This window comes from Leucobacter chromiisoli (genome assembly GCF_016522505.1).
GTDB lineage: Bacteria > Actinomycetota > Actinomycetes > Actinomycetales > Microbacteriaceae > Leucobacter > Leucobacter chromiisoli.
Genome location: NZ_JAEHOH010000006.1, coordinates 44,717 through 66,086 on the forward strand (window position 1 = coordinate 44,717; position 21,370 = coordinate 66,086).

19 protein-coding genes are annotated in these 21,370 nt (G+C 72.2%); 13 read left to right on the forward strand and 6 right to left on the reverse strand.

What is annotated here, in order from left to right:
* The first annotated feature begins 1 nt into the window (after position 1).
* Both truB and JD276_RS04615 read left to right on the forward strand, forming a co-directional pair.
* A complete protein-coding gene (gene truB, locus JD276_RS04610) occupies positions 2-1,027 on the forward strand; it encodes a tRNA pseudouridine(55) synthase TruB (protein ID WP_307866449.1) in 1,026 nt (341 codons plus the stop codon).
* A complete protein-coding gene (locus tag JD276_RS04615) occupies positions 1,024-1,383 on the forward strand; it encodes a hypothetical protein (protein WP_200114358.1) in 360 nt (119 codons plus the stop codon). Before truB ends, JD276_RS04615 begins: the two co-directional genes overlap by 4 nt.
* A gap of 5 nt (positions 1,384-1,388) precedes the next feature.
* Here JD276_RS04615 and JD276_RS04620 read toward each other — a convergent pair whose 3' ends face one another.
* A complete protein-coding gene (locus JD276_RS04620) occupies positions 1,389-2,411 on the reverse strand; it encodes a zinc-dependent alcohol dehydrogenase family protein (RefSeq protein WP_200114360.1) in 1,023 nt (340 codons plus the stop codon).
* A 140-nt stretch (positions 2,412-2,551) separates the two neighbouring features.
* On the opposite strand from JD276_RS04620, the gene JD276_RS04625 reads away from it, so the two are divergent.
* Positions 2,552-3,448: a helix-turn-helix domain-containing protein gene (locus tag JD276_RS04625; RefSeq protein ID WP_200114361.1), complete on the forward strand. Its 897-nt coding sequence runs from the start codon at positions 2,552-2,554 to the stop codon at positions 3,446-3,448.
* Between the two features lie 29 nt (positions 3,449-3,477).
* Here the strand turns inward: JD276_RS04625 and JD276_RS04630 are convergent, their stop codons facing one another.
* The gene (locus JD276_RS04630) at positions 3,478-4,935 is read right to left on the reverse strand and encodes an MFS transporter (RefSeq protein ID WP_200114362.1); all 1,458 of its coding nucleotides are present in this window, start codon (positions 4,933-4,935) and stop codon (positions 3,478-3,480) included.
* A 35-nt stretch (positions 4,936-4,970) separates the two neighbouring features.
* Positions 4,971-6,206: an MFS transporter gene (locus tag JD276_RS04635; RefSeq protein ID WP_200114363.1), complete on the reverse strand. Its 1,236-nt coding sequence runs from the start codon at positions 6,204-6,206 to the stop codon at positions 4,971-4,973.
* A gap of 202 nt (positions 6,207-6,408) precedes the next feature.
* Between JD276_RS04635 and JD276_RS04640 the strand changes: the two genes are divergently transcribed.
* The 6 genes from JD276_RS04640 (at position 6,409) to JD276_RS04665 (ending at position 13,784) form a co-directional block, all read left to right on the forward strand.
* On the forward strand, positions 6,409-7,488 hold the full coding sequence (locus JD276_RS04640; protein ID WP_200114365.1) for a PQQ-dependent sugar dehydrogenase: 1,080 nt from the start codon (positions 6,409-6,411) through the stop codon (positions 7,486-7,488).
* 56 nt (positions 7,489-7,544) lie between these two features.
* On the forward strand, positions 7,545-8,726 hold the full coding sequence (locus JD276_RS04645; RefSeq protein ID WP_200114366.1) for a heparan-alpha-glucosaminide N-acetyltransferase domain-containing protein: 1,182 nt from the start codon (positions 7,545-7,547) through the stop codon (positions 8,724-8,726).
* A gap of 87 nt (positions 8,727-8,813) precedes the next feature.
* A complete protein-coding gene (locus JD276_RS04650; protein ID WP_200114731.1) occupies positions 8,814-9,260 on the forward strand; it encodes a hypothetical protein in 447 nt (148 codons plus the stop codon).
* Positions 9,260-10,195, forward strand: coding sequence for a bifunctional riboflavin kinase/FAD synthetase (locus JD276_RS04655; RefSeq protein WP_200114368.1), 936 nt, complete (start codon positions 9,260-9,262; stop codon positions 10,193-10,195). Before JD276_RS04650 ends, JD276_RS04655 begins: the two co-directional genes overlap by 1 nt.
* Positions 10,196-10,465: 270 nt before the next feature.
* Complete coding sequence (locus JD276_RS04660; RefSeq protein ID WP_200114370.1) at positions 10,466-12,631, forward strand: DEAD/DEAH box helicase; 2,166 nt, start codon at positions 10,466-10,468, stop codon at positions 12,629-12,631.
* A gap of 124 nt (positions 12,632-12,755) precedes the next feature.
* The gene (locus tag JD276_RS04665; RefSeq protein WP_200114372.1) at positions 12,756-13,784 is read left to right on the forward strand and encodes a 6-phosphofructokinase; all 1,029 of its coding nucleotides are present in this window, start codon (positions 12,756-12,758) and stop codon (positions 13,782-13,784) included.
* A gap of 73 nt (positions 13,785-13,857) precedes the next feature.
* Here the strand turns inward: JD276_RS04665 and JD276_RS04670 are convergent, their stop codons facing one another.
* Positions 13,858-14,121, reverse strand: a complete 264-nt coding sequence (locus JD276_RS04670) for a mycoredoxin (RefSeq protein ID WP_200114377.1) — start codon at positions 14,119-14,121, stop codon at positions 13,858-13,860.
* Positions 14,122-14,336: 215 nt separating this feature from the next.
* On the opposite strand from JD276_RS04670, the gene JD276_RS04675 reads away from it, so the two are divergent.
* Both JD276_RS04675 and JD276_RS04680 read left to right on the forward strand, forming a co-directional pair.
* Complete coding sequence (locus JD276_RS04675) at positions 14,337-15,731, forward strand: inorganic phosphate transporter (RefSeq protein ID WP_200114384.1); 1,395 nt, start codon at positions 14,337-14,339, stop codon at positions 15,729-15,731.
* Complete coding sequence (locus JD276_RS04680) at positions 15,728-16,024, forward strand: hypothetical protein (protein WP_200114385.1); 297 nt, start codon at positions 15,728-15,730, stop codon at positions 16,022-16,024. The genes JD276_RS04675 and JD276_RS04680 overlap by 4 nt, the downstream gene beginning before the upstream one ends.
* A 101-nt stretch (positions 16,025-16,125) precedes the next feature.
* Here the strand turns inward: JD276_RS04680 and JD276_RS04685 are convergent, their stop codons facing one another.
* Positions 16,126-17,331 carry a winged helix-turn-helix domain-containing protein gene (locus JD276_RS04685; RefSeq protein ID WP_200114386.1) on the reverse strand — a complete coding sequence of 402 codons (1,206 nt, stop codon included), beginning with the start codon at positions 17,329-17,331 and terminating at the stop codon, positions 16,126-16,128.
* A 185-nt stretch (positions 17,332-17,516) separates the two neighbouring features.
* Here JD276_RS04685 and JD276_RS04690 point away from each other — a divergent pair, with 185 nt between their 5' ends.
* Positions 17,517-18,731: an AI-2E family transporter gene (locus JD276_RS04690; RefSeq protein WP_200114388.1), complete on the forward strand. Its 1,215-nt coding sequence runs from the start codon at positions 17,517-17,519 to the stop codon at positions 18,729-18,731.
* Complete coding sequence (ilvA, locus tag JD276_RS04695) at positions 18,728-19,972, forward strand: threonine ammonia-lyase (RefSeq protein WP_200114390.1); 1,245 nt, start codon at positions 18,728-18,730, stop codon at positions 19,970-19,972. The genes JD276_RS04690 and ilvA overlap by 4 nt, the downstream gene beginning before the upstream one ends.
* A gap of 132 nt (positions 19,973-20,104) precedes the next feature.
* Here the strand turns inward: ilvA and JD276_RS04700 are convergent, their stop codons facing one another.
* Positions 20,105-21,169, reverse strand: a complete 1,065-nt coding sequence (locus JD276_RS04700; RefSeq protein ID WP_200114392.1) for a type IV toxin-antitoxin system AbiEi family antitoxin domain-containing protein — start codon at positions 21,167-21,169, stop codon at positions 20,105-20,107.
* Positions 21,170-21,370: the final 201 nt, after the last annotated feature.

The following is a 21,370-nucleotide window of genomic DNA, read 5'->3' on the forward strand; positions in this document are numbered from 1 at the left end:
GGTGACGAACACCCCTGCCGCCCAGACGCCCCGGCCGCTGCCGCCGCAGGGCGGGATCCTGCTGATCGACAAGGCCGAGGGCTGGACCAGCCACGACGTCGTCGCCAAGGCGCGGCGCGCGCTCGGCACCCGCAAGGTGGGGCACGCGGGAACCCTGGACCCGATGGCGACCGGCCTGCTGGTGCTCGGCGCCGGGCCCGCCACGAGGCTGCTCACGCATCTCGTCGGGCTCGACAAGACCTACACCACGACGATCCGGCTCGGCGTCTCCACGGTCACCGACGATCGCGAGGGGGAGATCCTCGCCGTCGCCCGGCCCGCCGACGTCGAAGCGCTGGCCGATGAGCCGCAGCGCATCGCCGACGCTGTGGCGGTGCTCACGGGCGACATCGAACAGGCGCCGAGCGCGGTCAGCGCGATCAAGGTCGACGGCCGGCGGGCCTACGACCGGGTGCGCGCCGGCGAGCAGGTGGAGCTGAAGAAGCGGCCCGTGCGGATCGAGGCCTTCGAGATCGAGCAGCCGCGCGTGGTCTCGGCGGTGCGGCTGGCCGGCGGCGAGACCCCGGTCGACGTCATCGACATCGACGCGACGGTGCGGTGCTCGTCGGGCACGTACATCAGGGCGCTCGCCCGGGATCTCGGCGAGGCGCTCGGCGTCGGCGGCCACCTGGTGGCTCTGCGGCGCACCGAGGTCGGGCCGTTCTCGGTGGCGGGCGCGACGAGCACCGAGCGCCTCGCGGGCGGCGAGCCCGGAGAGCTGCTCGCACCGGCCGAGGTCGCGACGGGCCTGTTCCCCGAGCTGCGGCTCACCGAACGGCAGACGGTGGATCTCGGCCACGGCAAGCGCCTCGAGCTCGGCGCCGACGAGCACCCCGACGCGAAGCTCGCGGCCGCGGTCGCGCCGGACGGTCGGCTGATCGGGCTGGTCGAGGTGAAGCGGGGCCGCACCCGCGTCGTCACGAACTTCCCGACGCCCGACGCGGGGACGTCCGACGCGGCTGCGCCCGCGGGGAGTGTCGCGCCGTGATCCTCTGGTACGCCATCGCGCTGATCGCCGTCGCGCTCGCGGGGCTCGCGACGTGCCTTGTCGTGTGCCTCCGGCGGGGCGGCCCGAACGACTACACGATGGGCGCGACGCTGCTCGTCGCCCTGATGCTCGTCGCCCAGGTCGTCATCTCGATCGTCGCCCCGCTCACCGGCAACCCGCCCCGGGGCGACCCGCTCGAGTTCTGGATGTACCTGATCGTCGCCCTGCTGCTGCCCGTCGGTGCGGGGTTCTGGGCGCTCGTGGACCGCACGCGGTGGGCCAACCTCGTGCTCGCGGTGGTGCACCTCTCGGTCGCCGTGATGACCTACCGCATGCTCGTCATCTGGAGCGGGTGAGCCGGTCACACGGTCAGCAGCACCTTGGTGGCCCTCCGCTCGTCCATCGCCCGGTACCCCGCCGCGGCCTCGTCGAGGGGGAGCACGAGGTCGAACACCTTGCCGGGGTCGATCTCGCGATCCCAGATCAGCCGGATCAGCTCGGGCAGGAACCGCCGCACCGGCGCCGGACCGCCGAGCAGCTGCACCTGCGAGAAGAAGAGTTCGCCGCCGTCGATGGAGACGCCGTGCGAGACACCGACGAAGCCCACGTTGCCGCCGGGCCGGGTCGAACGGATGGCCTGCATCATCGCCTCCTGCGTGCCGACCGCCTCGACCGTGCCGTGCGCACCGAGGCCGCCGGTGAGCTCCCTGATCCTCTCGGCTGCCGCGTCGCCGCGCTCCTCGATGATGTCGGTCGCGCCGAACTCGCGGGCGAGCGCCTGACGCGCCGGGTGGCGCGACGAGATGATGACCCGCTCGGCGCCGAGCTGCTTCGCGGCCAGCACGCCCATGAGTCCGACCGCGCCGTCGCCGACCACCGCGACGGTCTTGCCGGGGCCGGCCTCGGCGGCGACCGCGGCGTACCAGCCGGTGCCGAGCACGTCCGAGGCGGCGAGCAGGGACGGGATCAGGTCCTCGTCGGGCTCACCGGGCGTGGCGACGAGGGTGCCGTCGGCGAAGGGGATGCGCGCCCTCTCGGCCTGCGTGCCGATGCCGCCGTGCACGAACTCGGCGTGCACGCAGCGCGACGGGAACCCGGACCGGCAGATCTCGCACTCGCCGCACGAGATCACGAAGGATCCCACGACGAAGTCGCCGGGCTCCACGGTCCGCACCTCCGAGCCGACCTCCTCGACGACTCCGACGTACTCGTGGCCCATGAGCAGCTGATCCGCCTCCTCGGCGCCCCGGTAGGGCCACAGGTCGGACCCGCAGATGCAGGTCGCCGTGAGCCGGATCACGGCGTCGGTCGGCTCGATGATCTTCGGATCCTCCCGCTCGCCGACCCGGATCCGACCGGGGGCGTCCATGATGACTGCGCGCATGTCTCTCTCCTCCGCAGGGATGTCGCACGTCTCTCGTGCGTGTCTCCAGCAGACCACATCTCCGCTCGACAGGGGAGACCCCCTGAGAGGGGTACTGCGAGTGACTGTCAGGAGCGGACCGGCGCGCCTACCCTGGACGCATGGACAACAGGGCCGAGGTGCGCGAGTTCCTCACGACGAGGCGCGAGCGGGTGACGCCGGAGCGCGTCGGTCTGCCCGAGGGGTCGAACCGGCGCGTGAAGGGGCTGCGCCGCAGCGAGGTCGCGGCGCTCGCCGGCGTGAGCGTCGAGTACTACACCCGGATCGAGCGCGGCGCGATCGGCGGGGCCTCGCCGGAGGTGCTCGACGCCATCGCTCGAGCGCTGCTGCTCGACCACGCCGAGCAGGCCTACCTGCTCGACCTCGCGCACGCGGCGGGACCGGTCGGCAGGGCCGTGAGGACGCGGCGCCCGCGTCCGTCGTCTCTGCACCGCACGCTGCAGTGGACGCTCGACTCCGTGACCGGCAGCGCGGCGATCGTCCGCAACGGGCGCATGGATATGCTCGCCGCGAACAGCGTGGGGCGCGCCTTCTACCGGGACGCCTACGACATGCCGGGCACGACCCCGAACTTCGCGCGATTCATCTTCCTCGATCAGCGGGGCGTCGACTTCCATCTCGACTGGGAACGCGCGGCCGACACCGCCGTGCAGATCCTGCGGGCGGAGGGGGCGCGCAATCCGTACGACAAGGAGCATCACGAGCTGATCGGCGAACTGAGCTGCCGCAGCGTCGAGTTCCGCCGGCGCTGGGCCGCCCATAACGTGACGAGGCACGGTACCGGCGTCAAGTACTTCCGCCACCCCGTCGTCGGCGACCTGACCGTGGCCTTCGAGAGTCTCGAGCTGGCCTCCGAACCGGGGTTGACCCTCACCCTGTACACGCCCGAACCGGGGTCGCCCTCGGAGGAGCGCATGCGGCTGCTCGCCTCCTGGGCGGCGAGCGAGGACGCCGGAGCCGGGCGGCACGACTCGGAGGCGGAGGCGACGAACGCCTGAATCGGTGGCGAGCCTCGCTCCTCGCTCCCTCAGCGCCTCCCGTCGCCCAGCCGCAGGCCCGGGATCAGGGAGACGAGGAGCACCGCCGCCGCGAGGACGAAGACCGCCGTGAACCCCGAGCCGGACACCGGCAGGGTGAGGAACACCAGGCCGGCGACGGCGATCGCCACCGCCGAGCCCGTGGAGTCCGAGATCGAGAGCGCCGAGGAGTTGAAGCCCTCGTCGGCGGTCGTCGAGTAGGAGAGCGTGAGCACGGTCAACCGGGGGTAGAGGAGACCCATGCCGCCGCCGGCGACGCCCCAGCCGGCCACGACCAGCCAGGGCGTCCCGTCCGTGACGGCGACGGCCAGCAGGGCGACGATTCCCACGAGCAGGAGCGGAAGGCCGAGCATGACGAGTCGCATGCTGCCGACGCGGTCGCCGTACCGCCCCTGAGCGAACGAGGCGAGCGACCAGGCCAGCGCGGCGACGGTGAGGGCGAGCCCCGCGATCGTCGGGCTGAATGCGAACCGGTCCATGAGGAGCTTGGGCACGTAGGTCTCGGCCGCGAGGAACGACCCCGCCACGAGCCCGCGCATGAGGATGACGCTCGGCAGCCCCGCGCGCGAGGACAGCGTGCCCCGCGGCGTCAGGGGCCGGATCGCGCAGGCGATCACCGCGATGCAGCCGAGGGCGATCGGCCAACCGACCGCGGGCGGCGCCTCGGCCGCGAAACCGGTGGCGACGGCCGCGAGCGCGACGACGACGGAGAGGAGCAGCCGCACGGCGATCGCGCGGCCGCTCGGCGGCCGCACCGCGTCGGTTCCGTCGCTCGCGCGGCCGTCGCCCGCACCGCCCGCACCGGTCGTGCCATCGTCGTCGGCCGCGGTGCCGACATCCGCCGCGCCGTCGTCCGCTGCGCCGAGCGAGGCTCCGCGCAGCTGCGCGAAGACCAAGAGGAAGGCCAGCGCCGTCAGCACCGCCACGCCGAGAAACGTCCAGCGCCAGTGCAGGAACTCGGTCACCGCGCCGGCGAGGAACGGGCCGATCATCGAAGGCACCACCCAGGCGGCTGCGAACGCGGCGAAGATCCTGCCGTGCAGCTCGCGCGGGTACACCCGCGCCACCAGCACGTAGAGCGACACGGTCTGCGCGCCGCCGCCGAGGCCCTGGATCAGACGGCCCGCGATGAGCGTGTACATGTCCGCCGCGACTCCGGAGACGACGAGGCCGATCGTGAACAGCAGCACCGCCGTGTACAGCGGCGCCCTCGGGCCGGTGCGGTCGCTCCACGCGCCGGCGGCGACCATACCGATCACACCGGTCGCGAGCGTGCCGGAGAACGCGACCGCGAACAGCGCCTGCCCGTGCAGATCGACGCTGACGACCGGCATCACCGTCGTGACCGCCAGCGCTTCGGTGGCGGCGAGGAAGATCAGCGCGACCGACCCGATGGTGATGCCCAGCCACGCCCGGTCCCAGATCGTCGACGGGGCCGCAGTGCGCATCCTCCACTGTACCCCGGGCGGCGGAGAACACCAGGTCAGACGGAACTCGCGCCAGGAGTTCGACGGCGACCTCCAGGCCGAGCGGCGCGTGTCGACGGTGCGCGCCGCTCCGTCACCAGCAGGATCGAGAGGGGGACGAAGTAGAGCGTGGCGATGACGGCGCCCACGAGCACGGGACCGTTCGCCCCCAGGGACGTCGCGAGGGTGAACCCGGCGATCCATGAACCGACGGCCGTCCCGAGGTTGAACGATGCCGTCGCGAGCGCCGAGGCGAGCGTGGGCGCCCGGTCGGCGAAGCGCACGGCCATGCCGATCAGGACCGGATTGGTGGACATCCCGAAGAGGCCGAGCAGCGCCACGAGCACCACGGCGGCCGCGGCGCTGTGCGAGAAGAGGAACATCGCGGCCAGCACGAGGAACGTCATCGCGGCCGACAGGAAGAGCACGCCGTAGGGGCGCCGGGAGCCCAGCGTGCCGCCGAGGTTGGAACCGGCGAAGGCGCCGACGCCGTAGCCGAGGAGCACGAGCGGCACCGCGGAGGGGTCGAGCCCGCTGACGTCCGTGAGCAGCGGCGCGATGAAGGCGTAGACGGCCAGCGAGGATCCGCACACGACCGCCGCTCCCGCGAAGACGAGCCACACCCGTCCGTCCGCGAGGCTCCGGATCTCGGCTCGCACCGACGGAACGGGCCCGGAGCCGTTCTCCGCGGGCATCTGCTGGAAGATCACCACCGCGGCCACGGCCGCGATCCCCGCGAGCGCCCAGAACGGGCCTCGCCAGCCGATGGCTTGGCCGGCGAAGGAGCCGAGGGGCACCCCCACGACGTTGGCGAGCATGCCGCCGCCGAGCACGATCCCGAGCGCCTTCGACGCCCTCGCAGCGCCGGCGGCCTTCGCGGCGACGACCGCTGCGACGGCCCAGAACGCGCCGGTCGCGAGCGCCGTGATGAAGCGTGCGATCAGGATGGCCGTGAGATCGTCGCTGAGGGCGCCGACGACGTGACCGATCGCGAAGACGACCAGGGCGAGGCTCAGCGTGACGCGGCGGGGGAGCTTCAAGGTGAGGATCGCCATCGTCGGGGTGCCCACGATCATGCCGATCGCGAAGACGGTGATGGTGAGGCCGGCGTGCGCGACGGCGATGTCGAGATCCCGGGCGATCTCGGGCAGGATCCCGGCGACGACGAACTCGGTCGTGCCCATGAGGAACACGCCGGCGGCGAGCACGTAGATGAGGAGCGGGAGACGCTGGCTGCTGGCGGAGGCTGACATGAAGCGGTGCGGATCTCTTTCGGGTGGCAGGGGCGCGCGCCGGCGGCGCGCAGCGGACAACGATCAAGGGCATCACATCCGCGACCGGCGCGGGAGCCCCTGCGAGTACCTGCTTCGCCAGGGCCTCCCGAACGGTGCTCCGACGCGTCAGACTATTCATCGACGGGTTCCACGCACCCGGCGGAAGGAAGGAGGGCCTGCGATGAGCTCACGCAGAGGCGTTGCGGTTCCCGTGATCCTGCTCGGACTTCCGCTGCTGCTCACCGCATGCGGCGCCCAGGCCGGCGACGGGGCGCCGCCCCCGACGACGCGGGGTTCCGGATCGCCGCAGGGGCGGCTCGCGGTGGTCGCCGACGGGCTCGATGCGCCGTGGTCCATCGCGTTCCACGGTGAGACGCCGCTCATCGGCGAGCGCGACAGCGCGCGCGTTCTCGAACTCGACGAGCACGGGGAGGCGCGCGAGGTCGCCGTGGTCGACGGGGTGGAGCCGATGGGGGAGGGCGGCCTGCTCGGCATCGCCGTGCACGACGGCCACCTGTACCTCTACTTCACCGCGGCCGAGGAGAACCGCATCGAGCGGTACGAGCTGACCGGCGAGGCGGGCTCGCTCGGGCTCGGACCCGCCGAGCCGATCCTCGACGGCATCCCGTCGGCCAGTCACCACGACGGCGGGCGCATCGCCTTCGGCCCGGACGGCATGCTCTACGCGACGGCGGGCGACGCCGGGGACAGGCCCGGAGCGCAAGACCTCGAGTCGCTCGGCGGGAAGATCCTGCGGATGACCGCCGAGGGCGAGGTCCCGAGCGACAACCCCTTTCCGGACTCCTACGTCTACAGCTTCGGCCACCGCAATCCGCAGGGCATCGCCTGGGCCGATGACGGCACCCTCTACGCGAGCGAGTTCGGGCAGGACACCTGGGACGAGCTCAACGTGATCGAGGCCGGAGGCAACTACGGTTGGCCCGAGGTCGAGGGGATCGCCGAGACGCAGGGATTCGTCGATCCGGTGCAGCAGTGGAAGCCGGCGGACGCCAGCCCGAGCGGCATCGCGATCCTGGACGGGGCCGTCTTCATCGCGAACCTGCGGGGCGAACGTCTCCGGGAGGTGCCGTTGAGCGACCTCGCGGCGTCGACGGAGCACCTCGTCGGGGAGCACGGGCGCCTGCGCGACGCGGTCGTCGCGCCGGACGGAGCCCTCTGGATCCTGACCAACAACACCGACGGCCGCGGTTCGCCCGGCCCCGACGACGATCGCGTGCTCCGCTTCGACCCCGCGGGCTGAGCCGCGCCGCCGCGACCGTTCTGCGTTCTCGAAGACTGGTGCGGTGGACTGGGGCGATGAACGGTGCAGCGCATCCCCGCCTATCCGTGCGCCCGGCGGAGCGGACCCGTGATCGCCTCGCCCGCCTGGAGCCGCCGGCGCGGCTTCCCGGCGTCGATCTCGCGCGGGGCCTCGCCGTCCTCGGCATGTTCGCCGCCCACCTGCTCGACGCGCCTCGGATCATCTGGGGCGAACCCGAGACGTGGCTCGGCGTGGTCGAGGGCCGCTCCTCGATCCTGTTCGCGACGCTGGCGGGCGTCTCGCTGGCGCTCGCGTCGGGCGGGGCGAGCCCGCCGCGCGGAGCGCAGCTGCGGAGAGCCCGGCTGCTGCTCGCGGTACGCGCCTTCGTCGTCTGGGCCATCGGAGTGCTCCTCCTCGGCCTCGCCGTGCCGGTGTACGTCATCCTTCCCGCGTACGGACTGCTCTTCGCCGCGGGCATCGGCATGCTCGGTCTCTCCTGGCGAGCCCTCTTCGCGCTCGCCGCCGTCCTCGCGACGGTGATGCCGTTCGTCGTCGCCGTCGTCGACGACACGGGATTCGCCGAACTCGGGGGCGACGCAGAGGCGTGGCCCCTGCTGCTCGGATGGCGATACCCCTTCCCTCTCTGGGCCGCCTTCCTCGCGGCCGGCCTCGGCGCGGGGCGCCTGCTCGCGGCGGCACCCGTTCGTCGGGCGACCGGCCTCGTCGCGGCCGGCGCGGTGCTCGCCGTCACGGGGTACGGGATCATCGGGCCCGTCGGAGATCGCGCCGTCGGCCCGGAGCCCGGATCTCCCGGGCCGGCGGGTGCCTGGTTCCTCGCCGTGCTGCAGGACGAACCGCACTCCTCCGGGGTGGGCGAGGCGATCGGTTCGGGTGGCTTCGCCCTCGCCGCGATCGGCGTGTGCGTGATCGTCGGGGCGACCCCGCTGCGCATGCTGCTGTGGCCGGTGCGCGTCGTGGGGTCGATGCCGCTGACCGCGTACGCCTCCCACCTGGTCGTCTGGGGGATCTGGCTCGCCGGTGAGCGGGCGCGCACGGGGCTCGCCGACCCGCCGGTGCAGTTCTCGTCGCTCGATCCGTTCTGGCCGATGACGATCGGCGTGATCGTCGGGTGCGTCCTCTGGGCCGTGTGCGTCGGGCGGGGACCGCTCGAAGCGTGCGTCGCGCGGCTCTCCGCCGGAGTGGTGGGAACCGGGCGGGAGGCCGAGCGGCGCGCGTAATCTAAGCTGGTTGTCGTGCCGAATGCCGATCCGACCCCCGCTTCCCCCGCGCCCGCCCGCGCCCGGGGCGCGGTTTCCGACGACCGCATGAGCGGCCTCGCGAAGGTGCTCATCGCGGTGTACATCGTGCTCGCGATCGCCGCGACGTTCCGCTCGCTCTACCAGATCCTCACGAAGTTCGACGAGGCGCCGCTCGCCTACTCGCTCTCCGCGGTCGCCGGTGCGGTCTACATCGTCGCCACCGTCGCCCTGATCAAGCGCAGGGGCGTCTGGCGCGGGATCGCGTGGGCCGCGCTGAGCTTCGAGCTCGCGGGCGTGCTCGTGGTGGGTGCGCTGAGCCTCGTGGCGCCGCAGTGGTTCGCGCATCCGTCGGTATGGTCGTACTTCGGCCAGGGATACCTCTGGATCCCGCTCGTGCTGCCGATCCTGGGCCTGATCTGGCTGTTCCGCAGCCGCGAGACCGAGGGCGCCGTCCGGGCCGGCGGCCGGGACGGGCGCGCTCGCTCGGCCGGCGCGGAGGGGGCGGTGCGCTGATGCGGCGATTCGACTCGCTCGCAGAGATCCGCGAGACCGATTTCCCGCGCGGCAGCGCCGTCGCCATCGGCAAGTTCGACGGCGTGCACCTGGGGCATCAGGCGATCCTCGCCCGTCTGCTCGGGATCGCAGACGGCGCCGAGCTCGACTCCGTGGTGTTCACGTTCTCGAACAACCCGCTGAGCCTGCTCCGGCCCGAGCTCTGCCCCCTGCCCCTCATGAGCCGCGAGCAGCGGCTCGCCGCGATCGAGTCATCCGGGGTCTCGGCGTGCGTGATGGTCGAGTTCGACGCGGAGCTCTCGACCATGCCTGCGGAGGAATACGTCGAGCGGGTGCTGCTCGACCGCCTGCACGCGCGGCACCTCATCGTCGGCTCGGACTTCCGCTTCGGCCACCGCGGCGCCGGGGACGTCGCCCTGCTGCGCCGCATGGGGGAGCGGCTGGGCTTCGTCACCGACGTCGTCGGCTCCGTCGAGGATCCGGAGCTGGGGCGCATCTCCTCCACGCGGGTGCGCGAGGCGATCCTGGCGGGTGACGTGTCCCTGGCCGCGCGCATGCTGGGGCGGCCCGTCGCGGTGCGGGGCGAGGTCGTGCACGGCGACGCGCGCGGGCGCGAGCTCGGGTTCCCGACGGCGAACCTGGGCGGGGGCGTGGAGGGCCTCGTGCCCGCCGACGGCGTCTACGCGGGGCGCGTGCTGCTCGACGGCCGCAGCCACGACGCCGCGATCTCGATCGGCACGAACCCCACCTTCACCGAGGGCGGTCAGTCGCGCGTCGAGGCCTACCTGCTCGACTTCTCGGACGACATCTACGGGGCCCGCGTCGAGGTGCGCCTGCTGCACCGGCTGCGCGGGATGGAGAAGTTCACCAGCGTCGACGACCTCGTCGACCAGATGCGGGAGGACGTCTCGGAGACGCGCCGCCTGCTCGGCTAGCCCGGGATCCCGCCCCCACCCGTCGGGGTGAGCGGCGCGGGAGGACGGGATGCTAGAATCTTGCGCAGGGTTGCAAGTCGGCACTGTCTTTCGTGCCCGTGCAGCCGTCCGACGCTCCGCTCTCTGGACACCGCCGCGGCGGTGCCGCTGGAGCGGGAGACGCTGCCGCGCTCCCCCTGACGCGCTGTTGCACGTCGTCGGGCAGAGCGTCCGACACCGCCCTGCGCCTCGGGAACACCACCGAGACGGTATTCGCCGATCAGGAGATCCATGGCATCCACCACCGCCGCGCGCACTGCTCAGAGCCCGTCCCAGACGACGGAACCGTCGAAGCAGACGAGGGCGAAGAGCCCCGGCAAGCGCCGCCACACCCACAACGAGGGCATCATCCCGCTGCTCGCGCGCGCCGTGCGCGAGGTCGAGGCGTCGGCGCAGCGGGGCAAGGCGACGCCGGCGAACCGCACCAAGTTCCAGGTGATCGCGCTGCTGATGCGCGAGGAGCGCGCCAGGGTGAAGACCGAGGAGGGCATCGCCGACGCCGAGCGCGTCGAGACGCTGAAGCGCCTCGACGGCATCGCGGCGATCCTCGCCCGCACCGCGGCTCGCGACACCTCGCTGATCACGCTGCTCGAGCCGACGGCCTCGATCACCGATGCCACCCGCGCGCTGAAGCGCAAGATGCTGACGCAGGCGGGCATCGAGCTGCCCGCCGAGGAGCCCCCGGCGGAGCCGGTCGCGCCGAGCGTCCCGCCCGAGCTGGCGGAGCGCCAGGTCAGGCCTCCCGGCATCGATGCCCGCATGATGGCGAGCCCGTTCCTGGCGCCCGACCTGACGCGCACCGGCAAGCCGACGCCGGTGGTGCGCCTCGCGAACTGGGAGCTGCTCAGCCCCCTGCTGAAGTCGTTCGAGCAGGGCGGCGGCGGGTCGGCGTGCATGGCGCTCCCCGAGCCCCCCGTGCCGGATCATCTGGCGCCCCGCGGGCTCGAGCTGATGCCGCACCAGGCGAGGTTCCTCGCCGCGGTCGAGGAGGGGCACCGCAGCTTCCTGCTGGCCGACGAGCCGGGTCTCGGCAAGACCGCGCAGTCCGTGCTCGCCGCCTCCGTGGCGGGCGCCTACCCGCTGCTCGTGGTCGTGCCGAACGTCGTGAAGATGAACTGGGCTCGCGAGGCGGAGCGCTGGACCCCGCAGCGCCGTGTCACGGTGATCCACGGCGACGGGCAGGACATCGACGCCTTCGCCGACGTGTTCGTGGTGAACTACGAGATCCTCGACCGGCACCTCAGCTGGATCTCCGACTTCGGGTTCCGCGGCATGGTGGTCGACGAGGCGCACATGATCAAGAACGTGCAGTCGCAGCGCTCCCGCAACGTCCTGGCGATCGCGGAGCGCATCCGCGAGCGGACGCCGGGCGTGTCCCCGCTGCTCATCGCGCTGACGGGCACGCCCCTCATCAACGACATCGACGACTTCCGCGCCATCTGGCGCTTCCTCGGCTGGACGGACGCCGAGAAGCCGGGCCCCGAGCTCATGGCCCGCCTCGAGAGCAACGGCTGGACTCCGGCCGATTCCGCCTTCTACCCCGAGGCGCGGCAGAGCGTCATCGACATGGGCATCGTCCGCCGTCGCAAGATCGACGTCGCCGCCGACCTGCCCGCGAAGCGCGTGGTCGACCTGCCCGTCGAGCTCGACGACGAGGTGGGCCGCGGCATCCGCGAGGCGGAGCAGCGGCTCGCGAAGAAGCTGCTCGACCGATTCACGGCGACGAAGGCGGGCAAGCTCGGCGAGAAGCTCTCCGACGAGGCGATCATCCGCATGATCTGCGCGCAGGAGCTCGAGGAGTCGAACGCCTCGGCCGACGGCACGAACGTGTTCACGATGGTGCGGCAGATCGGTCAGGCGAAGGCCGGGCTCGCAGCCGACTACGCGGCTCAGCTCGCCCGCTCGGTCGGCAAGGTCGTGTTCTTCGCGAAGCACATCGACGTGATGGATCGAGCCGAGGCGGCCTTCGCCGAGCGAGGCCTGAAGACGATCTCGATCCGAGGCGATCAGACCTCGGCCTTCAGGCAGGAGCAGATCGACGCCTTCAACCAGGATCCGGAGGTCTCGGTCGCGGTGTGCTCGCTCACCGCGGCCGGCGTCGGCGTGAACCTGCAGGCCGCCTCCGACGTGGTGCTGGCGGAGCTGAGCTGGACGGACGCCGAGCAGACGCAGGCGATCGACCGGGTGCACCGCATCGGCCAGGAGGAGCCGGTCACGGCGTGGCGCATCGTGGCCGCGCAGACGATCGACGCCAAGATCGCCGAGCTCATCGACGGCAAGGCCGGGCTGGCCGCCCGCGCCCTCGACGGCGCCGAGGCCAAGCGCGAGGAGGAGGACTCCGTGCAGCTCGAGGCGCTCATGCACGTGCTGCACCGGGCCATCCGCGAGGACGGCTAGCGTTTCCCGGGCGACGGGTCGGCCCCTGACGATAGCATCGAACGAGGTGCCGGCCACGCTGTCCGGATCGTTCTGAGCGCTCCGGCCCCGGCACCACGGGCAGAGAGCGTGTGGAGGAGTGCGTATGCGCATTGGAATGCTGGTCTCGGGCGGGGACTGCCCCGGCCTCAACGCGGCGATCCGCGGAGCCGTGCTCCGCGGTGTCGACGTGCTGGGCTTCGAGATGATCGGGTTCATCGACGGCTGGCGCGGGGTGATCGAGGACAACTGGATTCCGCTGGATCGCCGGGCCGTGCGCGGCATCTCGCCGCTCGGCGGCACGATCCTCGGCACGAGCCGGGTGAGCCCGTTCAGCGATGAGGCGGGCGGCGCCGAGGGCATCAAGCGCCGCATGGCGGAGCTGGAGCTCGACGGGCTGATCACGATCGGCGGCAACGGCACGCAGACGGTCGCCATGATGCTCTCCGAGGCCGGGATCCCGGTGCTCGGCCTGCCGAAGACCATCGACAACGACCTCGACGGCACCGACTTCACCTTCGGCTTCGACACCGCCGTGTCGATCGCGACCGAGGCGATCGACCGCCTGCGCACGACGGGCGAGTCGCATCGGCGCTGCATGGTGCTCGAGGTGATGGGGCGCGACGCCGGCTGGATCGCGCTGCACGCCGGCATGGCGGGCGGCGCGCAGGTGATCCTGCTGCCGGAGTTCCCCGAGTCGGTCGAGCAGGTGTGCACCTGGGTCGAGAGCGTTCGCGATCGCGGGCGCAGCCCGCTCGTCGTCGTCGCGGAGGGATTCCGCCTCGAGGGCATGGACAGCGTCTCCACGCGCGCGGGCCTCGACGGCTTCGGGCGCCCGCGCCTGGGCGGCATCGCCGAGGTGCTCGCCCCGATCATCGAGGAGCGCACGGGCATCGAGTCGCGCGCGACCGTGCTCGGTCACGTGCAGCGCGGCGGAGTGCCCACGGCGTTCGACCGCGTGCTCGCGACGCGGGCCGGGATCAAGGCCGCCGACGCCGTGCAGGCGGGGGAGTGGGGCACGATGGTCTCGCTGCGGGGCAACGAGATGGAGACGGTTCCGCTGTCCGACGCGGTCGACAAGCTGAAGTCGGTGCCCGAGAGCCGCTACGAGGAGGTCCGGCTGCTCTTCGGGTAGCCGGCCGGAGCGCCCGCGGGGTCCGCGGACCCCGGGAAGCCCGCGGGCCGTTCACCCGGGGTTCGGGCGGTGTTCAGACGCCGAGTCGCTGCTGCACGTCCTTCAGAGAGGGGTTCGTCGCGGCGGATCCGTCCGGGAAGAGCACCGTGGGCACCGTGCGGTTGCCGCCGTTGATGCTCTCCACGAGCTCGGCGGTGCCCGGCACCTCCTCGATGTCGATCTCGGTGTACTCGATCCCCGTGCGATCGAGCATCGTCTTCAGCCGCCGGCAGTAGCCGCACCACTGGGTCGAGAACATCGTGATGGAGCCTGCCTGGGGTACGTAGTCGTCGCTCATGGTGCGCCCTCCGTGCGGTTCGTCGGCTGCGGCGAGTCTAACCCCCGCCCATGCGGGGATCCTGCGCATCGCCGCACAGAACTTGACCTCATCCGAGCGAGGTGAAACCATACTCTAGACGCGCGCGGGGTGGCTGCAGTGGATGAATCCTCGATGAAGGTTCGGTGTCCGTCGCGAGCGTCTCACGGACGCAGACACTCGAACGAAAGACGCCGGTGGAACTCACCCTCATCGTGCTGCTGGTCATCGCACTGGCGCTGTTCTTCGACTTCACCAACGGTTTCCACGACACCGCGAACGCGATGGCGACCCCCATCGCCACGGGGGCGCTGAAGCCGAAGACGGCGGTCCTGCTCGCCGCGGTGCTCAACCTGATCGGCGCCTTCCTCTCGACCGAGGTGGCGAAGACCATCTCGGGCGGCCTCATCAACGAGGGCGACGGCGGTGTGCTGATCAGTCCCGAGATGATCTTCGCCGGGCTCATCGGCGCGATCGTCTGGAACCTCGTCACCTGGCTCTACGGCCTCCCCTCGAGCTCCTCGCACGCGCTCTTCGGCGGCCTGATCGGCGCCGCGATCGTCGGCGCCGGCTTCTCGGCGATCAACGGCGGCGTCTTCCTGTCGAAGATCCTGATCCCGATGGTCGCCGCGCCGCTCACGGCCGGGCTCGTCGCCTTCACAGCGACCAAGATCGCCTACGCGATCACGCGCCGCCACGACGGGAAGAAGGACGGACGCGGGCGCTTCCGCTACGCCCAGATCGCCTCGTCCTCCCTCATCGCGCTCGCGCACGGCACCAACGACGCGCAGAAGACCATGGGCGTCATCACGCTGACCCTGGTCGCCGCGAACCTGCAGGAGCCGGGGACCGGTCCGCACTTCTGGGTGATCGCCTCCTGCGCGTTCGCCATCGCGCTCGGCACCTACTCGGGCGGCTGGCGCATCATCCGTACGCTCGGCGCCGGCCTCACCCAGGTCAAGCCCGCCCAGGGCTTCGCCGCCGAGACGAGCACCGCCGCGACGATCCTGGCCTCCACGCACCTCGGCTTCGCGCTGTCGACCACCCAGGTGGCCTCCGGCTCGGTGATCGGATCCGGGCTCGGCCGACGCGGGTCCAGCGTGCGCTGGCGGGCCGTCGGCAGGATCGGGATCGGCTGGCTCTTCACGCTGCCCGCCTCGGGGGCCGTGGGCGCCCTCGCCGCGCTCATCGCGCATCTCGGCGTGGCCGGCGTGATCGCGAACGCCGTGCTCGGCCTCGGCTTCATCCTCTTCATCTTCTGGCGCTCGCGCCGCAACCGGGTCGACGCCTCGAACGCGATCCCCGTGCCCGACGTCGCCGAGTCGGGCTACGCGGTGCGCATCCGCAAGGGCAAGAAGGTGCGCCCCGTGCCGACGAAGACGGGCACCGTGCCGCCCCTCACTCCCGTGGCGCAGTCGGCGGTGCGCGACGACATCGCGGCCCGGGAGGCGGAGAAGGCGGCCCGCGAGGCCGAGAAGGCGGCCCGGGACGCCGAGAAGGCCGCGAGGGCGGCCGAGAAGGCCGCCCAGTCGGCGGCGCAGGAGGCCGCGAGCGCTCACCGCTCGGCCGAGAAGGGGGACGACGCCCGATGATCGACTGGATGGCCTTCCTCATCGTCTTCGGCACCGCGCTCGCCTCGGCGGGCATCGTGGTGGCGCTCTACTCGCTCGGGATCCGCTTCCTCGCGATGCCGGCGCCCCCCGTTCGGCGGGCAGACGGCACGTTCGAGCCGAACGGCCCCTCGCGCGACGACGAGGACGACGACGTCGACGACCTCGGGCGCCCTCGGTGGGCCACCGCCGCGGCGAACGTCTGCTTCGGACTCTCCGCGCTCTGCGTGCTCGTGGGGATCTACCTGATCGTCCCGGCCCTGCACCCCTGGTGAGGTCCGTCGCGCCGTGACGGCGGAGCCGCTCGTCGCGGCGCACCGCACCGACCCTTCCTGCGGCGACGCGGATCGCGCCGACCCGTCTTCCTCGCGGTGCGTCAGGCGGCGTCGAAGCGGGGACGCAGCGGCAGGTTGCCCGCCCCGGTCGAGCGCACGGTGACGAGCCCCTGCCAGGCCGCGGCCTCGGCGAGCAGTCGCTCCGCGACCTCGGCGGTTCCCTGAGGGGCGTGATCCTCCTGCCACGCGGCCTGCACGAGCAGTTCTCGGCCCGCGCGATCCGCTTTGAGGTCGATGCGCCCGGCCAGGCGGCCGCCCACCATCAGCGGGAGGCAGTAGTAGCCGTAGCGACGCTTCTCCTTCGGGGTGTAGATCTCGATCCGGTAGTGGAAGTCGAACATCCGCTCGGCGCGCGGCCGGAACCAGCAGACCGGGTCGAACGGAGTGAGCAGCGCGTCCGGAGCCAGGCGAGCGGGCACCCGCGCGTCCCGGTGCAGCCAGGCGGGCAGCGGCGCTCCTCCGGGCCCGGTCCAGCCCCGCACCGTCACCGGCAGCAGGATCCCCGCCTCCTCCAGGTCGCGCACGGCGGCCCGTGCGTCACCGGCCTTCAACCGGTGGTAGTCGGCGAGGTCGGCGAGCGAGGCCACCCCGAGGGACCTCGCGGCGCGCTCGACGAGGCATCGGTGCGCCTCGGCGCGGGGCACCTCGGCGAGGGCGGTCTCGGGCAGCACGTCCTGCGCGAGCGCGTAGCGGCGCTGGAACCCCTCGCGCCCGGCGCAGGCGACCTCTCCCCACGCGAAGAGCATCTCGACCGCGCGCTTCGTGTCGCTCCAGTCCCACCAGGGGCCGCGGCGCTCGCGCGGTCCGCCCTCGAGATCCCGCACGAACTGCGGCCCTCCCTCCGCGAGGGCCGACCGCACCGCCTCGAGGGTGTCCGCGAGGGCCGTCGCGCGCCCGTCGCTCCGATAGCGGTCGCGGTACTCGGCCATGCGCCAGGCGAACAGCGGCCGATCCTCGACCGGGATGAAGGCGGCCTCGTGGGCCCAGTACTCGGTGAAGTCGCCGCTCGACCACAGGTGCCGGTCGAGGGCTTCGGGGTCGTAGCCGCCGTGGCGGGAGAACACCGGCAGGTAGTGGCTGCGCGCGAACACGTTCACCGAGTCGATCTGGAGCACGTGCAGGCGATCCAGCGCGGGGTCGAAGGGGCGGCGGCGGCGCAGCCGCGGGGAGGCGGCGAAGCCCTGCGCCGCGAGCGCGGTGCGACGGGCCTCTGCCGGTGTGAGGGATTCGCGCGTGCTGGATGCCATGGACCGAGCCTATCCAGCGGCTCCGACATCGCCCCGAGACGGGCGTCCGGCGTACCTCGGAACCGGCAGCCGATCCCGCCTCGGCCCCCACCCCGGCCCACGCTCCGGTCCTGCCCCGGCCCGCGCTCCGGTCGCCCCGGCCCGCGCACAGAGAGCGGGAATACGTCGATCGCTAGGATTGTCCCGTGGACGAGCACACCCGGGAACCGCACGTCGGCGACCCTGAGCACGAGACCGCGGCGAACGCTGCCCAGGAGCTGCCGCTCGGCGTGCGCGTGGCCGCCGCGTGGTCGTGGCGACTCATCCTGATCGGGCTCGCCCTCGCCGGCTTCCTGTGGCTCGTCGTCCAGGTCCGCATCATCGTGATCCCGCTACTCGTGGCGATCCTGCTCACGGCGCTGCTCGCGCCCGTCGTGCAGCTGTTCGAGCGGAACGGCGCGCCGCGCTGGCTGGGGGTCATCACCGCGCTGCTGCTGTTCGTCTCCTCGGTGACGTTCCTCATCATGCTGATCGTGACCCAGCTGCGCAACGGCTTCGGCGGTCTCGCCCGGAAGTCGGAGGTGGTCTGGCAGCAGTTCGTGGACTGGATCGAGGGCAGCGCCTTCGGGCTCTCCGCGGATCAGCTCGACGGGTTCCTCGATCAGATCACGGAGACCATCAACGATCACCAGTCGGAGATCTGGAGCGGCGCCCTCGGCGTGGCGACGACCGCCGGGCAGTTCGTCACCGGCCTGCTGCTCACCCTCTTCTCGCTCATCTTCCTGCTCATCGACGGCAAGCGCATCTGGTACTGGGTGCTCGGCTTCCTCCCCGCGAGGACGCACGCCGCCGTCGACACGGCGGGGCGGGCCGGCTGGGTGTCGGTCGGGCAGTACGTGCGCGTGCAGATCTTCGTCGCGTTCGTCGACGCGGTGGGCATCGGGCTCGGTGCGGCCATCCTCGGGGTGCCGCTGCCGATCCCGATCGCGATCCTCGTCTTCCTCGGCTCGTTCATCCCGTTCCTCGGCGCCATCACCACCGGGGCGCTCGCGGTGTTCATCGCGCTCGTCTACAACGGCCCCGTCAACGCGGCGATGATGCTGGGCGTCGTGATCCTCGTGAACCAGATCGAGGGCCACGTGCTGCAGCCGCTCGTGATGGGCAACGCGGTGCGCGTGCATCCGCTCGGCGTCGTGCTCGCCGTCTCGACCGGGGCGCTGCTGGCGGGGATCCCGGGGGCGCTCTTCGCGGTGCCGTTCGCGGCGGCCGCCAACTCCATCGTGAACACGCTCGTCGAACGGCGCTGGCACGGGGGCTCCGACCCCGTCGCCGACTTCCACCGCACCGACAAGCATCAGCAGAAGGTGCGGTATCGCGCCAGGAACGTCGCGCGCCTGCGACGGAAGAAAGGAACCCCATGACCGAAACCTTCGCCGCTCCCGAGCTCGCCGACTTCGAGCGCGCCCTCGGCGTGGTGCACCGGGTGACCCAGCAGACCCCGCTCGAGTCCTCGCGGTTCCTCGCCGACATCCTGGGCGTGCCGCGCGTGTTCCTGAAGTGCGAGAACCTGCAGCGCACGGGGGCCTACAAGCTCCGCGGCGCGTACAACCGCCTCTCGCAGCTCAGCGAGGAGGAGCGGGCCCGCGGCGTCGTCGCGGCGTCCGCTGGCAACCACGCGCAGGGCGTGGCCTTCGCGGCCCGCGAGCTGGGAATCAAGGCGACCATCTTCATGCCGCTCGGGGTCGCGCTGCCGAAGCTGCAGGCGACCCGCAACTACGGCGCCGAGGTCGTGCTCGCCGGCGACGACTTCGCCGGCACGAACGCGGCGGCGCAGAGCTTCGTCGAGGAGACGGGGGCACTCTTCGTCCCGCCGTTCGACGACCCCGCGGTCATCGAGGGGCAGGGCACCATCGCGCTCGAGATGCTCGACGTCGAGCCGGAGATCGAGACGATCGTCGTGCCGATCGGCGGCGGCGGCCTGATCGCGGGCGTCGCCGTCGCCGCGAAGCAGCGCGCCGCGCGGGACGGGCGGCCCATGCGGATCATCGGAGTGCAGGCCGAGAACGCGGCGCCCTACCCCGCGTCGCTCGACGCGGGGGAGCCGGTCACCATCCGCACGAGGCCGACGATCGCCGACGGGATCGCGGTGTCGCGCCCGGGCAGCCGCAACTTCGCGCTCATCCGCGACTACGTCGACGAGATCGTGACGGTGAGCGACGACGACATCGCGCGCGCCATCGTCCTGCTGCTCGAGCGCACCAAGCTCGTCGTCGAGCCCGCGGGCGCCGCGGGGGTCGCGGCGATGCTCGCCGGGAAGATCCGGGCGAGCGGCGTCACCGCGACGATCCTCTCGGGGGGCAACATCGATCCGCTGCTGCTGCAGCGCGTGATCGGCCACGGTCTCGCGGCGGCGGCGCGCTACCTCAAGCTCCGGATCCTGCTGCCCGACGTGCCCGGCCAGCTGGTGCGCACCGCCACGATCGTGGCCGAGCACAACGCCAACGTGGTCGAGGTGATCCACACCCGCCACGCGACGGAGCTGCCGATCAGCGAGGTGGAGCTCGAGCTGCACGTCGAGACGCGGGGGCACGATCACGGCGAGGAAGTCGCGCAGGCGCTGCGCGACGCCGGCTACACCGTGCGGGTCGGCGAGCGGTACTAGGGAAGCACGCGCCCGCGTTCTTCGGTATCGCTCGCGGTCGCTCCTGCGGCCGGCCCACGGAGCGCAGCGAGGGGTGGAGCGCTACTCGTCGCGCGGGCGCCCGCATGCGGAGGATGGGACACGGCGGCGGTCTCATCGGGGAAGCCGGTCGAGGAAGGCCGCGATCTCCGGCCCGTAGCTCCGTGTCGGGTATCCCGGCACGGGAACGTCGAAGCTCCTGAGCCGACCGGCGAGACGGTCGGCCCTCGCGGCATGGCTCGCGCCCCACCGGACGCCGCGCATGCCGGTGACGCCGCAGATCCAGTCGTATCGGAGCTTCTCGTCGTACACCACGTCCTCTGCGGTGCGCCCTCCGAGGAGCCCGGGATCGAAGTACTTCGCCTTCCCGTCGCACTCGCCGAATATCCCGAGGCCCGTGAAGAGGAAGTCGAGGCGGAGTGTGCCGCCTGACTCGGCAGGCACCGGGTGCTGCGGTTCCACGTCGATGCCGAGCTGCAGCAGTCGCAGGCGGCTCATGCTCTCGAGCGGCGAGTCCGAGAGCGGGTGTGCCAGGTGCGCGAGAGCGCGGACCGCGCGAACGCCCCGCCCGTGCGGGAGCGCGGCCGCCCGCCCGAGGAGCCCTTCCCTCCAGCGCCGCCAGGCGTCGACGTCGACTTCCGCGCCGAATCGTACGGACCGCCGGAGGACGGCATCCGCGCAGGCGAGTGCCGCCGGGAACGGCTCCGATCGCGCGAGGTCGAAGAGCGTGCGGTCGGGCGTGGTGCAGAGGATCCCCGCCGACCGCATGGTGTCGACCGCGTCGAGAGCGCACCGGTGACGCCTGACCGACGGCGGTGAGTTGCCCCGAGACGATGGCGGCACTGTGGCGTGCACCACTCTCGGGTCGAGGGGACCGTGACCGTCGCGGAGCCAGGCCGACCAGACGGGAAAGCGCAGGAGGGTGGCCGCCGACACGTGCGACAGGACCGCGGGCGCCCTGCGTGATCGGTCGAACGCGCTCAGGGCCGCGAGCTGGAGCTCCTCGTCCTTCGCCCCGGCCCAGAACGAAGCGGGCGCGTACCAGCCGGGACGGAGCCGGTGCAGGCGTTCCGCCCGCACCGCCGCGGTCACCGAGCGCTGACTCATGCCGGAGCGCAGCAGCTGGCGGGTGGTGAGCAGGTGGGGCTCGATGTCGACGCGCGTTCTCCCGGGATCCATGACACGAGCATGGCTGTTCCAGCCGCTCGAAAGGGGGCCGAAGCCGAATCTGTGGATGGATTCGCGGGAACAACGTCTGTGAGCGGATCCCCCGCCCGCTGGGCCCGATGCCACCCCCGCGCCCCTCCCGCCATCGCGCCTCCGCCCCGCGCCCCCGCCCCGCGCCCGCGCCCCCACCCCGCCCCGCGCCCCCGCCCCGCG

Bases quoted from the DNA above. Each gene is read 5' to 3' on its own strand.
- JD276_RS04620 (WP_200114360.1), bottom strand. From the start codon at position 2,411: ATGCGCGCAGTCATCATGGACGCCCCCGGTCGGATCCGGGTCGGCGAG.
- JD276_RS04625 (WP_200114361.1), top strand. From the start codon at position 2,552: ATGGACAACAGGGCCGAGGTGCGCGAGTTCCTCACGACGAGGCGCGAG.
- JD276_RS04630 (WP_200114362.1), bottom strand. From the start codon at position 4,935: ATGCGCACTGCGGCCCCGTCGACGATCTGGGACCGGGCGTGGCTGGGC.
- JD276_RS04635 (WP_200114363.1), bottom strand. From the start codon at position 6,206: ATGTCAGCCTCCGCCAGCAGCCAGCGTCTCCCGCTCCTCATCTACGTG.
- JD276_RS04640 (WP_200114365.1), top strand. From the start codon at position 6,409: ATGAGCTCACGCAGAGGCGTTGCGGTTCCCGTGATCCTGCTCGGACTT.
- JD276_RS04645 (WP_200114366.1), top strand. From the start codon at position 7,545: ATGAACGGTGCAGCGCATCCCCGCCTATCCGTGCGCCCGGCGGAGCGG.
- JD276_RS04650 (WP_200114731.1), top strand. From the start codon at position 8,814: ATGAGCGGCCTCGCGAAGGTGCTCATCGCGGTGTACATCGTGCTCGCG.
- JD276_RS04655 (WP_200114368.1), top strand. From the start codon at position 9,260: ATGCGGCGATTCGACTCGCTCGCAGAGATCCGCGAGACCGATTTCCCG.
- JD276_RS04660 (WP_200114370.1), top strand. From the start codon at position 10,466: ATGGCATCCACCACCGCCGCGCGCACTGCTCAGAGCCCGTCCCAGACG.
- JD276_RS04665 (WP_200114372.1), top strand. From the start codon at position 12,756: ATGCGCATTGGAATGCTGGTCTCGGGCGGGGACTGCCCCGGCCTCAAC.
- JD276_RS04670 (WP_200114377.1), bottom strand. From the start codon at position 14,121: ATGAGCGACGACTACGTACCCCAGGCAGGCTCCATCACGATGTTCTCG.
- JD276_RS04680 (WP_200114385.1), top strand. From the start codon at position 15,728: ATGATCGACTGGATGGCCTTCCTCATCGTCTTCGGCACCGCGCTCGCC.
- JD276_RS04685 (WP_200114386.1), bottom strand. From the start codon at position 17,331: ATGGCATCCAGCACGCGCGAATCCCTCACACCGGCAGAGGCCCGTCGC.
- ilvA (WP_200114390.1), top strand. From the start codon at position 18,728: ATGACCGAAACCTTCGCCGCTCCCGAGCTCGCCGACTTCGAGCGCGCC.
- JD276_RS04700 (WP_200114392.1), bottom strand. From the start codon at position 21,169: ATGGATCCCGGGAGAACGCGCGTCGACATCGAGCCCCACCTGCTCACC.